Annotated in this window: 12 protein-coding genes; 2 read left to right on the top strand and 10 right to left on the bottom strand. The window is 72.8% G+C overall.

The features are described from left to right. Nucleotides 1–49 precede the first annotated feature (49 nt). Complete coding sequence (locus ACZ7LV_RS21205; RefSeq protein WP_471941253.1) at nucleotides 50–961, bottom strand: alpha/beta fold hydrolase; 912 nt, start codon at nucleotides 959–961, stop codon at nucleotides 50–52. A gap of 538 nt (nucleotides 962–1,499) precedes the next feature. Then, on the bottom strand, nucleotides 1,500–2,192 hold the full coding sequence (locus ACZ7LV_RS21200; protein ID WP_129796318.1) for a metal-dependent transcriptional regulator: 693 nt from the start codon (nucleotides 2,190–2,192) through the stop codon (nucleotides 1,500–1,502). A 255-nt stretch (nucleotides 2,193–2,447) separates the two neighbouring features. Here ACZ7LV_RS21200 and ACZ7LV_RS21195 point away from each other — a divergent pair, with 255 nt between their 5' ends. Beyond that, a complete protein-coding gene (locus ACZ7LV_RS21195) occupies nucleotides 2,448–3,203 on the top strand; it encodes an SIS domain-containing protein (RefSeq protein WP_471941251.1) in 756 nt (251 codons plus the stop codon). A gap of 529 nt (nucleotides 3,204–3,732) precedes the next feature. On the opposite strand, the gene ACZ7LV_RS21190 is transcribed toward ACZ7LV_RS21195, so the two are convergent. The 3 genes from ACZ7LV_RS21190 to ACZ7LV_RS21180 all read right to left on the bottom strand — a co-directional run bounded on the left by ACZ7LV_RS21190 (nucleotide 3,733) and on the right by ACZ7LV_RS21180 (nucleotide 7,590). Beyond that, complete coding sequence (locus tag ACZ7LV_RS21190) at nucleotides 3,733–5,181, bottom strand: PAS domain-containing protein (RefSeq protein ID WP_471941249.1); 1,449 nt, start codon at nucleotides 5,179–5,181, stop codon at nucleotides 3,733–3,735. 158 nt (nucleotides 5,182–5,339) lie between these two features. Continuing rightward, the gene (locus ACZ7LV_RS21185; RefSeq protein WP_471941248.1) at nucleotides 5,340–6,176 is read right to left on the bottom strand and encodes a GNAT family N-acetyltransferase; all 837 of its coding nucleotides are present in this window, start codon (nucleotides 6,174–6,176) and stop codon (nucleotides 5,340–5,342) included. A gap of 313 nt (nucleotides 6,177–6,489) precedes the next feature. Next, nucleotides 6,490–7,590, bottom strand: coding sequence for a citrate synthase 2 (locus ACZ7LV_RS21180; RefSeq protein ID WP_401682164.1), 1,101 nt, complete (start codon nucleotides 7,588–7,590; stop codon nucleotides 6,490–6,492). Between the two features lie 417 nt (nucleotides 7,591–8,007). On the opposite strand from ACZ7LV_RS21180, the gene pdxH reads away from it, so the two are divergent. Then, nucleotides 8,008–8,682, top strand: coding sequence for a pyridoxamine 5'-phosphate oxidase (gene pdxH / locus ACZ7LV_RS21175; RefSeq protein ID WP_471941247.1), 675 nt, complete (start codon nucleotides 8,008–8,010; stop codon nucleotides 8,680–8,682). Between the two features lie 30 nt (nucleotides 8,683–8,712). On the opposite strand, the gene ACZ7LV_RS21170 is transcribed toward pdxH, so the two are convergent. From ACZ7LV_RS21170 to ACZ7LV_RS21150, 5 genes are all read right to left on the bottom strand, one after another. Beyond that, nucleotides 8,713–9,360, bottom strand: a complete 648-nt coding sequence (locus ACZ7LV_RS21170) for a TetR/AcrR family transcriptional regulator (protein ID WP_471941246.1) — start codon at nucleotides 9,358–9,360, stop codon at nucleotides 8,713–8,715. After that, entirely contained in the window at nucleotides 9,348–10,082 is a 735-nt protein-coding gene (locus tag ACZ7LV_RS21165; RefSeq protein ID WP_471941245.1) for an enoyl-CoA hydratase family protein, read from the bottom strand. Before ACZ7LV_RS21165 ends, ACZ7LV_RS21170 begins: the two co-directional genes overlap by 13 nt. Beyond that, nucleotides 10,079–11,647, bottom strand: a complete 1,569-nt coding sequence (locus tag ACZ7LV_RS21160; protein WP_471941244.1) for a 4-coumarate--CoA ligase family protein — start codon at nucleotides 11,645–11,647, stop codon at nucleotides 10,079–10,081. The genes ACZ7LV_RS21165 and ACZ7LV_RS21160 overlap by 4 nt, the downstream gene beginning before the upstream one ends. A 36-nt stretch (nucleotides 11,648–11,683) precedes the next feature. Then, entirely contained in the window at nucleotides 11,684–12,844 is a 1,161-nt protein-coding gene (locus ACZ7LV_RS21155; RefSeq protein WP_471941242.1) for an acyl-CoA dehydrogenase family protein, read from the bottom strand. Between the two features lie 81 nt (nucleotides 12,845–12,925). Continuing rightward, nucleotides 12,926–14,767 (bottom strand): acetyl/propionyl/methylcrotonyl-CoA carboxylase subunit alpha, encoded by a 1,842-nt coding sequence (locus ACZ7LV_RS21150; RefSeq protein ID WP_471941240.1) that lies wholly within the window; start codon nucleotides 14,765–14,767, stop codon nucleotides 12,926–12,928. Nucleotides 14,768–14,769 lie beyond the last annotated feature (2 nt).

Below are 14,769 nucleotides of genomic sequence, written 5' to 3'. Positions count from 1 at the left end.
CGTCGGCAGACCCGCCCCGTACCGACGCGAACTGCCCGCCCGGCACCTGTCAGGTGCCGAGGGTCGAGTCCAGGAACGGCTCGATCGCCGCGCGCCACGCCTCCGGCTGGTCGTAGTGGACGAGGTGGCCGGCGTCGGCGACCTCGGCGTACTCCCCGCGGGGCAGGACGCGCACCATCTCCTGGGCCTCGGCCCGGCCGAGCTCGCCGTCGAGGCCGCGGACGACCAGGGCGGGGCAGCGCACCTGCGCCAGCTCGTCCCAGTGGGCGTCGTACACCCAGGTCTCACGGGACTTGAGCATCTGCTCGATGTCGAAGACGGGGCGCCAGCCGTCCGGCGACTCGTGCATCACCTCGGCGTAGAACGTGCCACGGGCCGGATTCGGCCGCTCCACCCACGGGTCGTTCTCGCCGAACCACCCGCGGACGTCGGCCAGGGTGGCGAATGGAACGGGCCAGGACGCGAACCAGTCGGCCCACTCGCGCTGCGAGGCGGCGCCGAGGGCGGAGGCCCGCATGTCGCAGATGATCACACCGCTGACCAGGTCGGGGCGCTTGGCGGCGAGCTGCCAGGCGGTGAGCGCTCCCATGGCGTGGCCGATCAGGACGGCGGGGGCGAGGCCGAGCTGCTCCAGGGCGGCCTCGGCGTCGTCGACATACGCCTCACGGGTGTACGCGGCCTGCGGGGGCTTCTCGCTCTGGCCGTGGCCGCGCTGGTCCAGCGCGACGGCGCGGTGGCGTCCGGACAGCCAGCGGGCGGTGGAGGCCCAGTGCGAGGCGCGGCCCATCAGGCCGTGCAGTAACAGCACGCCGGGGGACGGATCGGTGCCGCCGCCCACGGGTCCGGGCGCCGGGTCGGGGTCGAGCTGCGCCGGGCCGGGGCCGGATTTGAGCGGGTCGCCGAACTCCCAGGCCGCGAGTCGTACACCGCCCGCCCCGGTCACGTCGATGCGTCGCGCCATTGGTGCCGGCACCCCCCAAGCTCCGCTCGGACCCGCTCGTACCTGTGCTAGCCGTGCTGTTCGCCGGTGACCGGCGCTGTTCGCCCTACGGCTCTACTACCCCTGCTTGCCCTGTCGGCTCAACTTGTCGTACTGGTCATACCGCACGCCCCTCGGGAGCGGTTCTGCCCCTGCAGGCTATCGAATGGGCATTCGAGAATGGGCTTTCTGCGGGCAACACCCCTCGTTTGAGTGACGCCACTGCAGGAATGATCCCGGCGGGCCAGGGGAGATCTTCAGCGGGAGGCGGACCGCTCGGGGAAAAACGGTCCGAGGGGGATGACCCTGGGAGCTCGGGGCTCCGGGTCATGACAGGGGAGGACAGGCCCCGGCGCCACACGGCGCCGGGGCCCTCCACACGACTCCGGCACATCCTCACCCCGCCCCCTAGGACCCTCCGCTCAGGCGACAGCCTGGCATGCCGGACGGCCCGGCGCTGCGATTCGGCACACCGAGTCCAGGATTCGACGCGATCGAAGGGTGGCGGACGGCCGGGGGTTCAGCGCTTGGCCACGAAGACGTGGGAGGCCACGTCCGACTCCAGTTCGGCCGCCTCGCCGCCGCTGCCCACCAGGACACCGCCCGCCGACTCGGTCACGCTCACCACCGAACCCGGCTGCACACCCGCCCGGCGCAGCGTGTACATCAGCTGGGCGTCCGTCTGGATCGGCTCACCGATACGGCGCACCACGACGGTCTTGCCCTCCACGCCCGGGTCGAGGTCGGCCAGCGAGACCATGCCCTCGTCCAGGAACGGATCGGCGCCGTCCTTCTCGCCCAGCTCCTCCAGGCCCGGGATCGGGTTGCCGTACGGCGACTCGGTGGGGTGGCGCAGCAGCTCCAGCACCCGGCGCTCCACCGCCTCGCTCATCACGTGCTCCCAGCGGCAGGCCTCGGCGTGCACCTGCTCCCACTCCAGCCCGATCACGTCGACGAGCAGACACTCGGCGAGGCGGTGCTTGCGCATCACGCGCGTCGCCAGCCGGCGGCCCTCGTCCGTCAGCTCCAGGTGCCGGTCGCTGGCCACGGACACCAGACCGTCGCGCTCCATGCGCGCCACCGTCTGGCTCACCGTCGGCCCGCTCTGGTCCAGCCGCTCGGCGATGCGGGCACGCATGGGGACCACACCTTCCTCCTCCAGCTCGAGGATGGTGCGGAGATACATCTCCGTGGTGTCGATCAGTCCGGACATACGTGCCCCTCGATTAGCTCTGCCGGAGGCTCGACCGCTCTCCGGCGCGTGCGCTGGCCCTGGCTTCAATTCTGCCGGATACCACCGACAACCGTGCCGCGCCGCCGAAACCCAGGGGGTTACATGCTGATACGTGACCTCGGACACACCGTGCGGACGCCGCCCGCACGGCCGTATTGACATCCCACTGGTCCAGACCGCACCGTGATCCGCGACACAGTGCGAGAGCGCGAGCAGCGGAGCGAAGGAGCTCACATGGGCGACAGCACGCCGGCCGACCAGTACCTCGACGCCGCGATCGGTCTGCTGCAGCGCGTCCGTGCGGAGGAGGCCGAGAGCGTCGCCGCCGCCGGCTCGCTCCTCGCCGACACCGTCGCCTCCGGGGGGCGACTCTTCGCCTTCGGCGCCGGTCACTCCTCGCTCGCCGCGCAGGACGTGGTCTACCGCGCGGGCGGGCTCGCACTCATGAATCTGCTCGTCGTGCCGGGCGTCGTCGGCGTCGACGTCATGCCCGCCACCCTCGGCTCCGCACTGGAACGCGTCGACGGCCTCGCCGCCGCCGTGCTGGACTCCTCGCCGCTGCGCGCGGGCGATGCCCTGGTGATCATCTCCCTGTCCGGGCGCAACGCCCTCCCCGTGGAGATGGCGCTCGGCGCCCGCGCGCTGGGCGTCCGGGTGATCGGCGTGACCTCCGTCGCCTACGCCACGGAGACGTCGTCACGGCACTCCTCCGGGACGTACCTGAAGGACCACTGCGACGTCGTCCTCGACTCGAAGATCGCCGTCGGCGACGCGGAACTCACCCACGACTCCGTCCCCGCCCCCTTCGCCCCCGCCTCCACGGTGGTGACCTCCGCCCTCCTCCAGGCCGTCATGGCCACGGCGGCCGTCGACCTCGCCGACCGTGGCATCGAGCCCCCGCTGCTGCGCTCGGGCAACGTGGACGGCGGCCACGACTGGAACGGCCGCATCCTGGAGCAGTACGGCGACCGCATCTTCTACCGCCACTGACCCCGCCGCCCGCTCACACCGGCACTCCCGTCCGGGGTTCGCGCGAGGGGCTGCGGGGGCTGATTTGCACGGCCCGCCCAGGGGTGAGGGGTCTGATCCGCGCCGGCCCGCCGACCGCGCGGGGCCGGGTGATGCCGCCCGCGGTCAGATGGGCCGTATTCGAGCACGGTCCGCCGAGGCTGAGCGGGGTCTCGTTCGCGTGGGGCTCGCCCGGAGGTGCGGGGACCGGTCCGTATGGGCCCGGCGGTTCGCGCAGGCCCGTCGGGGTGAGCGGTCCGTAGTCGCATACGGCCCCGCCCCCCGGGCGGAGTCACCCGGGCCCCACGCGCCCCGGCGGGCCAGGCGCGCCCGAGACCCGCGCTCGATCCCCGCGGGCCGTGCTCGACACCGGGCCCTGCTCGCCCTCGGTCGGAACCACCTGCCACCGCTCACCCCGACGGACCCGCCCGGACCAGACCCTGCACCCTCGGGCGGCGCCGCGCGGCCCAGAGCGCGCCCGGTCCCGGCGGGGCGGTGCAGCCGGGCCCTGTCAGGCCTGGTGGTCTCGTAGGAGGGCCGCCATGTCCAGTGCCGTGGCGATGCGGACCGCCACGTCCTCGGCGTACACCGTGTCCGAGCGCTCGAAGGCGCTTCGCCCGCTGCCCCGCAGGAAGGTCACCACCCCGAGCGTCCGCCCCCGGCTGCGCAGCACCGCGCACAGCGCGTGCACCGAGTCCGCCGGCCACTGGCGGGACTCCGCCCAGGCGCGCGCCTGCTCGGCCGACACACTGCCGACGCTCGCCCGGACCGTGCCGATCCGCTCCACGCACTGCAACGCCGGATGCCCCTCGCCGTACCGCGTCGGCAGCCCCGCCTGCCCCGAGAGCAGACTCGGGCCCGGCGCACCCGAGGGCGTGCCCGCCACCCGGACCAGCCGGACCGGCCCCGCCGACTCCCCGTCGGACAGCGCGCCGCCCGCGACCCGGTCGATCAGCGCGTGGTCCGCGAAACCGGCCAGCGCGAAGTCGAGGTGGACGGTCGCCGCCTCGGCCGGATCCTCGCAGTCGGCGGCCGTACGGGCCGCACGGTGCAGCTGATTGCTGCGGAACCGCAGCAGCGCCGCCTCCTGCTCGCCCTGCTTGGCCTCCGTCACGTCCTGGAACAGCCAGCCCACCCCGAGCGGAACCGGCTCCTCCGCCAGCGGCGAGGCCAGCCGCAGAAAACCACTGCGCCAGCAGCGCCGCTTCTCGCCCTCCGGTGTGCGCACACTCACCCAGATCTCGGCCGGCGCCGGCGGCGCCCCCTCACCGAGCACATGCGTGAGCGCGCTCTCCAGCTCCTCCACGCCCTGCGCCAGCAGTTCGCCCAGCGGCCGCCCCAGCACGGACGTACGCCCGATGCCCAGCGCGCGCGCCGCGTGCGCGTTCACCACGGCGGGCCGCAGATCCGCGTCCACCAGGACGACACCCCAGCTCGCGTCCTCGAACAACGCCTCGCTCAGCGCGATCGACCGCTCCAGATCGATCTGCGCGTGCACCTCGCTGAACGCGCAGTACACCCCCGCGGGCTTGCCGTCCGGCCCCCGCACCGCCGCCGACTGCGTCCGCACGAGCACCCGTCCGCCGTCCTTCGTCAGCAGCGCGAACTCATGCACCTGACGGCCCGGCGCGTTCATGACGGACAGCAGCCGCCCCTCGACCTCCTCGGCGTCGGCGCTGCGCACCGCCCACCCGGCGAAGCCGCGCCGGCCCACCGCCTCCTCCGCCGACCAGCCGAGGATGCGCTCGGCCTCGCGGTTCCAGTGCGTCACGACACCGTCGGCGTCGAAGGCGCACAGCGCCGCGTCCATGCCGTCCAACAGGGCGGCAAGCAGATCCGAACCACCCGAGCCCTCAGGCCCGTCCGAACCTTCAGGTCCCTGCGGACCGTCGGGTCCCTCCGGACCGGGCTCGTCCGGTCCGAGCTCGTCCGTGGTCCCACTACGCCGGGAAGCACTCACCTGGACCCCCTGCAGGCTGCGTCAGCACGAGCGGCGCGTCGGTTCGTGCACTTGCCATCATTCAACTCGAACGTGACGCAGCCCACATATGGTTCCCGCAAGATTGCGGGAATCGTTGCGCGGCGGAAACCGCACCACAACCGAGGGACAACCGCCCGCTAACTCTCGATGACCGAAAGCCGCAGGTCAACCCACTCGTCCCGGTTCCCCGGGAGCACATACCGGTCAACCTCGACGAACCCCCGCGACTCGGCGAACCGCAGACCGTCGCCGTTGGCGGCCAGCACACAGGTCTCCACCACCCCGGCCCCCATGTCACGCGCCTGCCCGAGCACATGGTCGTGGAGCACCCGCCCGACCCCCCGCCCCCGCCACTGCGGCAGCACCCGGGCGATCACCGTCACCGCGCCGCCCTCCCGCTGCGCGGGCCGCACGGTCGAGCACCCCACGAGCACGTCACCGACGTAGGCGTTCTCCAGCCGGTACCGCCCGCCGCGCTCCCGCACCTCGTCCAGGGACAGCGCGCCGGGCGGCACCACGGTGTTGTGCACGTCGCGCCACTGCTCCAGCATCCGCTCCCCCTCGGCGACCTCGATCCGCACCCCGTCCACGGGCCCGCGCCGCGCGTCCACCTCGATCTCGATCCGTATCCGGGTGTCCACCGGCCCGCACACCATCATCGTCGCGGCCGGCCGCACCTGCCCGAACACCCGACGCAGCACCGGCCGGCACGGTGGGAAGTCCGCCCGCTCCGGCAGCAGGCAGCGCACCCGCACCACGTCGGCGAACGTGCAGCCGGCCGCCGCCAGCGCCGCGCCGATGTTCCGCAGACACTGCTCGGCCTGCTCCACGACGTCGTCGGAGATCGCCATGGTCGCGTAGTCGAACCCGGTCGTCCCCGGCACGTGCACCCGGTCGCCGTCGACCACCGCCCGCGTACAGCCGATCGGCTCCTCGAACCCCGACCCTCCGAACCCAGCCCCCCGCTTTGTCATGCGCAGAACGCTAACGCCCGGCGCGGTTCTCGTAGAAGCACTCGAAAAAAGCACTTGATGGGTCGCCGAACGCTTCTTAAGGTGGCGCGTACACGAGAAGGGAGGTGGTTCGGCAGATGTATGCAAACCGGACGCGTGAGGTGGCTGCGGGCTAGCGGCCCGTCACCACACTCTGTGCGGTGCCGGACCCGCACGTGAAAGGCGCGTGCAGCCGGCCCAATCCCGAGCAGTCACCCGACCCGCGAGTCGCCGGTACGTCCGGCCGGCTCCTCCTTGGAGGAACCAGACTCGCGGGTCGTCTGCGTTCGCGGGGTCAGCGGGCGGTGTCGTCGAAGCCCTCGACGGAGCGGGGGTCGCGCGGGCCCGGGCCCATGTAACGGGCCGAGGGGCGGACCAGGCGGCCGGTGCGCTTCTGTTCGAGGATGTGGGCGGACCAGCCGGCCGTGCGGGCACAGGTGAACATCGACGTGAACATATGGGCGGGGACCTCGGCGAAGTCGAGCATGATGGCCGCCCAGAACTCGACGTTCGTGGCCAGGATCCGGTCCGGGCGGCGGTTGTGGAGTTCCTCCAGGGCCGCCTTCTCCAGGGCCTCGGCGATCTCGAAGCGGGGGGCACCGAGTTCGCGGGCGGTGCGGCGCAGGACGCGGGCCCGCGGGTCCTCGGCGCGGTAGACGCGGTGGCCGAAGCCCATGAGGCGTTCGCCCTTGTCGAGGGCCTGCTTGACGTAGGCCTCGGCGTCGCCGGTGCGTTCGATCTCCTCGATCATGCCGAGGACGCGGGAGGGGGCGCCGCCGTGCAGGGGGCCGCTCATGGCTCCCACGGCACCGGAGAGGGCCGCCGCGACGTCGGCGCCGGTGGAGGCGATCACCCGGGCGGTGAAGGTGGACGCGTTCATGCCGTGTTCGGCGGCGCTGGTCCAGTAGGCGTCGACGGCGGCGACGTGCTTGGGGTCGGGCTCGCCGCGCCAGCGGATCATGAAGCGTTCGACGACGGTGCCGGCCTTGTCGATCTCACTCTGCGGGACCATGGGGCGGCCCTGGCCACGGGCGGACTGGGCGACGTAGGAGAGGGCCATGACGGCGGCGCGGGCGAGGTCCTCGCGGGCCTGTTCGGCGTCGATGTCCAGCAGCGGTTTGAGGCCCCATACCGGGGCGAGCATGGCGAGGGCGGACTGGACGTCCACGCGGATGTCGCCGGAGTGCACGGGGATGGGGAAGGGCTCGGCGGGCGGCAGGCCGGGGTTGAAGGCGCCGTCGACGAGCAGGCCCCAGACGTTGCCGAACGAGACGTGACCGACCAGGTCCTCGATGTCGACGCCGCGGTACCGGAGGGCGCCGCCCTCCTTGTCCGGTTCGGCGATCTCCGTCTCGAACGCGACGACTCCCTCAAGTCCGGGTACGAAGTCGGACATCAGGCGGCTCCTCGGATGTGTACGGCAGGCGGTTGTGGGCCACGGGTGTGGTGCGGCACCCCCGTGTGTGTGCGGGTGTGGCGGGGTGACCGGTGGTGACCGGCTCGCCGGCTGTGACCGGAGGGCCGGTGGTGACCGGAGGGCCGGTGGTGACCGGTGACCGGTGGTGCGGTTGGTGGTGAGCGTGTTTCGGTGGGGAAACGGTGATCGCCCGGGGGATCCACGGTCGGCTACGGACTCGCGGTCCTGGGCGGTCATGAGGGTCATGCCCCGTGGGGCGCGCGGTCACCCAACGGGATCGGCATCTGCACGATATCCCCGGGTGCCGGCCTTGGGGAGGGGTGGCGGCACCCGGTGCCAGGGCATGCGGAGCGCCACCCCGCCGACGGCCCGCCCCGCATACGGCAAGATGACCGGGTGACCGACGAACACGCCGTCCCCGCCCAGCCGGATCCCGCCGCGATGCGCAAGCACTACCGGGCGTCGGGGCTGGCCGAGGTCGAGCTGGCCGCGACGCCGGTGGAGCAGTTCGCGCGGTGGTTCCAGCAGGCCGCCACGGAGGGGCGGCTGTTCGAGCCGAACGCGATGGTGGTCTCGACGGCGGACGCGGAGGGCCGGCCGAGTTCCCGGACGGTGCTGCTGAAGCACTTCGACGAGGCCGGGTTCGTCTTCTACACGAACTACGACTCCCGCAAGGCCGGCGACCTCGCCGAGAATCCGCACGTCTCGCTGCTGTTCCCCTGGTACACGATGGCCCGCCAGGTGATCGTGACGGGCCGGGCGCGGCGTACCGGCCGCGACGAGACCGCCGCGTACTTCCGTACCCGTCCGCACGGTTCGCAGCTCGGTGCGTGGGCGAGCGCCCAGTCGTCGGTGATCGCGTCACGTGCCGAGCTGGACGCGTCCTACGCGGACCTCGCGGCCCGCTATCCGGAGGGCGAGCAGGTCCCCGTGCCTCCGCACTGGGGCGGTTTCCGGGTGGTGCCGCGGACGGTGGAGTTCTGGCAGGGCCGCGAGAACCGTCTGCACGACCGTCTCCGGTACACGGCGGTGGCCGACGGCGGCTGGCGGGTGGAGCGGCTCAGCCCCTGAGTGCGCCGGTTACGGGGATCCGCTCCCGGGTCAGCCGAGCGCCTCGTCCAGCAACGCGGCCCACTGGGCCACGACCCGCTCGCGGCGTCCGGCGTCGTCGGTGAGCAGGTTGGCGAGGCCGAGGCCGCGGGCCATGTCGAGGAGTCCCTGGACGGTCTCGCGGACGCCGGGGCGGGTCTCGTCGGCGGCGAGGAGGTCGACGGCTATCCGGTGGGTCTCGCGTCCGACGCGGGCCTCCAGTTCGGTGACGCGGGGCCGCAGCTGCTCCTCGTTGGAGGCGGCGACCCAGAGATGGAGGGCGGCGCGGAAGAGCGGGCCGGTGTAGAGGTCGACGAGGGCGGAGACCACTGCCCGGCGGTCGCCCGCGGCGCCCTGCGGGAAGAGGGCGCGCAGGGCGCCGGAGCGCTCCTCGGCGACGTACTCGACGGCGGCGGTGAAGAGGTCCTCGCGGGTGGGGAAGTGGTGCTGGGCGGCGCCCCGGGAGACGCCGGCGCGTTCGGCGACGACGGTGACGGTGGAGCCCGCCCAGCCGTGTTCGGCGAGGCAGGCCAAGGCGGCTTCCAGGAGCCGCTGCCGGGTGGCCCGGCTGCGATCCTGCTTGGGCACGCGGTCGGCGCGGTCCCCGGCGGTCACGGTCGTGACCGTGCCGGCGGCGCCGGCCGGGTTCACAGCACCCATGGGGGATCCCGTCGTTCGAGGAAGGCCGTCATGCCCTCGCGGGCGTCGGCGGAGGCGAACATCCGGGCCGAGAGGGCGGTCAGCTGGGCCGCGTCCCGGTCGAATGTGTGCAGCACCTTAGCCGTGAGCAGCCGTTTCGTCTCGGCCAGGGCCTGGGGCGAGGAGCGCCGCAGGCCGTCGAGGATCGGTGCGAGTACGGCGTCGGCGTCGTCGCCGGCCACGGTCAGCAGTCCGATGCGGGCGGCCTCGGCGGCGTCGAAGCGTTCGCCGGTGAGGCAGTAGCGGGCGAGTGCGCGCGGGTCGGTGCGGGGCAGCAGCGGCAGGGAGATGACGGCGGGGGCGACGCCGATGCGTACCTCGGTGAAGGCGAAGGTGGCGGTGGTGGACGCGGCGGCGATGTCGCAGGCGCCGAGCAGACCGAGGCCGCCGGCACGGACGTGGCCGGTGACGCGGGCGACGACGGGGCGGGGCAGCTCGGTGATCTGCCGGAGCAGGTGCACGAGGGCGTCCGGGTCGGGCGGGTCGCGCAGGTCGGCGCCGGCGCAGAAGGTGTTGCCGGTGTGGGTCAGCAGGACGGCGCGGACGTCGTCGTCCTTGCCGCTGTCGGCGAGCGCGGCGGCGAGTTCGCCGACCAGGGCGGCCGAGAGGGCGTTGCGGTTGGCCGGGGAGTCGAGGGTGAGGGTCTCGACTCCCCGGGTGCGGGTACGGCCGATCAGGGTCACGCGTTCTCCCGGAGTTGGCGGCGCAGTATCTTGCCGGAGGCGGCGCGGGGGACGCCGACGATGAAGCTGACCTGGCGGACGCGCTTGTAGGGGGCGACGCGTTCGGCGACGTGCAGCATGACCTCGTTCTCGGTGAGGTCGGGCGCGGTGGGCTGGCGGACGACGTAGGCGCGCGGTATCTCGTTGCCGTCGTCGTCGTACACGCCGATGACGGCGGCGTCGGCGATGCCGGGGTGGGTCAGGAGCAGGGCCTCCAGTTCGGCGGGGGCGACCTGGAACCCCTTGTACTTGATGAGTTCCTTGACGCGGTCCACGACGAAGAGCCAGCCGTCGGCGTCGACATGTCCGACGTCCCCGGTGTGCAGCCAGCCGTCGCTGTCGATCATCGCGGCGGTGTCGTCGGGGCGGCCCAGGTAGCCCTTCATGACCTGGGGGCCGCGGATGAGGATCTCGCCGGGTTCGCCGGTGCCGAGGTCCTTGCCGGGGTCGTCGAGGGAGACGATGCGCATCTCGGTGCCGGCGATGAGCCGGCCGACGGTGCCGGGCGGGGCGTCGGCCATGGCGTCCAGGGGGACGACGTGGGTGCCCGGGGAGAGTTCGGTCATGCCGTAGGCCTGGCCGACGGGCGGCAGGTTCAGCCGCTGGGAGCAGGCGGCGGCGAGGTGCGCGTCGAGGGGGGCGGCGGCGCTGATCACGTACTTGAGGGACGACAGGTCGTACCGCGCGACCGCGGGGTGCTTGGCGAGGGCGAGCACGATGGGCGGGGCGACGTAGAGGCCGGTGATGCGGTGGTTCTGAATGGCGGCGAGGAACTGCTCCAGGTCGAAGCGGGGCAGTACGACGACGGTGGCGCCGACTCTCAGGGGCGCGTTCATGAGGGCGGTGAGGCCGTAGATGTGGAAGAAGGGCAGAACGGCGAGGATGCGGTCGCCGGGGCCCGCGGAGATCGCCGGGTGGAGCTGGGCGAGGTTGGTGGCGATCTGGCGGTGGGTGAGCATCACGCCTTTGGGGACGCCGGTGGTGCCGGAGGAGTAGGGGAGGGCCGCCACGTCCTCGGTGGGGTCGACGGCGACGTTCGGCTCGGGGGCCGTGGAGGCGAGCATGTCGATCAGGGAGCGGTGGCCGGGAGCGCTGTCGCAGACGAAGATCTCGCGGACGCCGCCCGCGAGTTCGGCGGCTCTGCGGGCGGTCTCCAGCAGGGGGGAGACGGTGACGATCCAGCGGGCGGCGGAGTCGCGCAGCTGTTTGGCGAACTCGTCGGCGGTGGCGAGCGGGTGGACGGTGGTGACGGCGGCACCCGCGCGCGTGGCGGCGTAGAACGCGGTGGGGAACGCGATCGTGTTCGGGCTGTGCAGCGCGAGGACGTCGCCCTTGCGGACGCCGGCCTCGGCGAGCGCGGCGGCGATCCGCCGGTGGAAGCGGTCCACCTGCTCGTAGGTCAGGGTGGTGCCGTCGGTGCCGTCGACGAGGGCCGGCAGGTCGCCGAAGTCGGCGGCGTGCCCCAGGACGGCGTCGTGGATGGGGAGTTCTACGGGCGGGACGTCGGCGTACGCGCTGCGGAACACGGTTCCTCCAAGCGGTGCGGCTCAGTACGGTGCGGCTCAGTACGACTTGGGCAGACCGAGGGTCTGGTGGGACACGTAGTTGAGAATCATCTCCCGGCTCACCGGTGCGATACGAGCCACGCGCGCGGCCGTTATCAGTGAGGCGAGGCCGAACTCGCGGGTGAGGCCGTTGCCGCCGAGGGTGTGCACGGCTTGGTCGACGGCTTTCACACAGGCCTCGCCCGCCGCGTACTTGGCCATGTTGGCGGCCTCACCGGCGCCGATGTCGTCGCCGGCGTCGTAGAGGTGTGCCGCCTTCTGCGTCATCAGGCGGGCGAGTTCCAGGTCGATGTGGGCCTGCGCGAGGGGGTGGGCGATGGCCTGGTGGGCGCCGATGGGCGTCTTCCACACGGTGCGCTCGCGGGCGTAGTCGAGGGCCTTGGCGAGGGCGTAGCGGCCCATGCCGATCGCGAAGGCGGCGGTCATGACGCGTTCGGGGTTGAGCCCGGCGAAGAGTTGCAGCAGGCCCGCGTCCTCGTCGCCTACAAGCGCGTCGGCGGGCAGGCGTACGTCGTCCAGGGTCAGCTCGAACTGCTTCTCGGCGGCGTTGAGCTCCATGTCGATGGGGCGCTTGTGGAAGCCCTCGGCGTCGGTGGGGACGATGAACAGGCAGGGCTTGAGGTTGCCGGTGCGGGCGTCCTCGGTGCGGCCGACGATCAGGACGGCGTCGGCGATGTCGACGCCGGAGATGAACACCTTGCGGCCGGTCAGGAGCCAGTCGGCGCCGTCCCGGCGGGCGGTGGTGGTGATGCGGTGGCTGTTGGAGCCGGCGTCGGGTTCGGTGATGCCGAAGGCCATGAGGCGGGTGCCGTCGGCGAGTCCCGGGAGCCAGTCGCGCTTCTGCTCCTCGGTGCCGAAGCGGGCGATCACGGTGCCGCAGATCGCCGGGGAGACGACGAGCATGAGCAGGGGGCTGCCGGCGGCGCCGAGTTCCTCGAGGACGATGGCGAGTTCGGAGATGCCGCCGCCTCCGCCGCCGTACTCCTCGGGGAGGTTGACGCCGAGGTAGCCGAGTTTCCCGGCGTCGGCCCAGAGTTCGGCGAGGGGTTTGCCCTCGGCGACGGTGCGGGTGAGGTAGTCGCGGCCGTAGCGCTTGCCGAGGGCGGCGACGGCGGCGCGCAGGGCCTTGTGCTCCGCGGGTTCGATGAGGGTGGTCATGCGATTCCTCCGGGTGCGGGTGGTGGGTGGCTGGTCGCGCTCGCGCGGCGGAGCCGCATGTTCTCTGCGGCCCCGCGCCCCTCAGTTCGGCTGCACCACCGCCAGCAGCAAGCCCGGCTCCACCTGCTGTCCCGGCGTGGCGTGCAGTGCGGTGAGTGTGCCGTCGGCCGGTGCCGAGATCTGGTGCTGCATCTTCATCGCCTCCAGCCAGATCAGGGGCTGTCCTGCCGTCACGGCGGCGCCTTCGGTGAGTCCCTCGGCGACGCGTACGACGGTTCCCGGCATGGGGGCGAGGAGCGAGCCCGGGGCGTGCTGGGCGGTGGGGTCGGGGAAGCGGGGCAGGGCGGTGAGGCGGGTGGCGTTGACGTGGACCTCGTCGCCGTAGCGTGCGACGGCGAACTTCCGCCGTACCCCGTCCACTTCGAGGACGACCTCGTCGGCGGCGGCGCGGACGACGAGGACGCCGTCCGCGGTGAGGCCCTCGCGGGTGTGCCGGTAGCGGGCCTCGTGCTCCTCGCCCGCCATGGTGTAGCGCTTGGTCTGGGGCTGGGAGGGGACGTTGCGCCAGGCGCCGGGGCGGCCGCGACCGGCTGCGTCGGCCAGGGCGGCGGCGAGCGGGGCGAGGGGGTCGGGGGCGGGTTCGCTGAGTTCCTTCAGGTGGCGGGCGTAGAAACCCGTGTCCATGCGCCCGGTCGTGAACTCCTTGTGCCGCAGGGAGCGGACCAGGAGGTCGCGGTTGGTGGCCGGGCCGTGGATCGTGGCGCGTTCCAGGGCGCCGGCGAGCTTACGGAGGGCCTCCTCGCGCGTGGGGGCGTGGGCGACGGCCTTGGCGAGCATGGGGTCGTAGTGGACGCCGATCTCGTCGCCGCCCGTGTATCCGCTGTCCAGGCGGATACCGTCGGGCACGTCCAGGCGGTGCAGGGTGCCGGTCTGCGGGGCCCAGTCCCGCGCCGGGTCCTCGGCGTAGAGGCGGGCCTCGACGGCGTGGCCGCTGCGCTGCGGGGCTTCTGCCTCCAGGGGGTGCCCCTCCGCGATCCGGAGCTGGAGGGCCACCAGATCGATGCCGAAGACGGCCTCGGTGACGGGGTGTTCGACCTGGAGGCGGGTGTTCATCTCCAGGAAGTGCGCGGTGTCGTCGGCGACCAGGAACTCGACCGTCCCGGCGCCCGTGTAGCCGACGGAGCGGGCGGCGCGTACGGCCGTCTCGTGGAGGGACTCGGTGAGTTCGCGGGTCAAGCCGGGGGCGGGTGCCTCCTCGACGACCTTCTGGTGGCGGCGCTGGAGGGAGCAGTCGCGGGTGCCCAGCGCCCAGACCGTGCCGTGGGTGTCGGCGAGGATCTGCACCTCGACATGCCGGCCGTCCTCGACGTACGGCTCGACGAAGACCTCGTCGTCACCGAAGGCTCCCAGGGCCTCCGCGCGGGCGGCGGTCAGCTCGGCGTCCAGGTCCGCCAGGCGCCGTACGACGCGCATCCCCCGTCCGCCGCCGCCCGCCGCCGCCTTGACGAGCACGGGGAGGTCGGCCTCCGTGACCGTCTCCAGGGGGGCGAGCCCCAGCAGTTCCTTGGCTCGGGTCTTGGACGCCATCGCCTCGATGGCCGCCGGGGGCGGGCCGATCCACAGCAGGCCCGCGTCGAGGACGGCGCGCGCGAAGCCGGCGTTCTCGGAGAGGAAGCCGTAGCCGGGGTGGACCGCGTCGGCGCCGGACGCGAGGGCGGCCGTGACGATCAGGTCGGCGCGCAGATACGTCTCGGCGGGCGTCGCTCCCGGCAGCCGTACGGCGGCGTCGGCCACCCGGGTGTGCAGGGCGTTCGCGTCGGCGTCCGAGTGCACGGCGACAGTGCGGATGCCCAGCTCACGGCAGGTGCGGAAGATCCGGCAGGCGATCTCGCCCCGGTTGGCGACTAGAACGGTGGTGATCACTG

The organism is Streptomyces sp. NPDC107562 (genome assembly GCF_055657325.1).
Note: the sequence above shows the minus strand (reverse complement) of the source record. Positions and strands in the feature narration are given on the sequence as shown.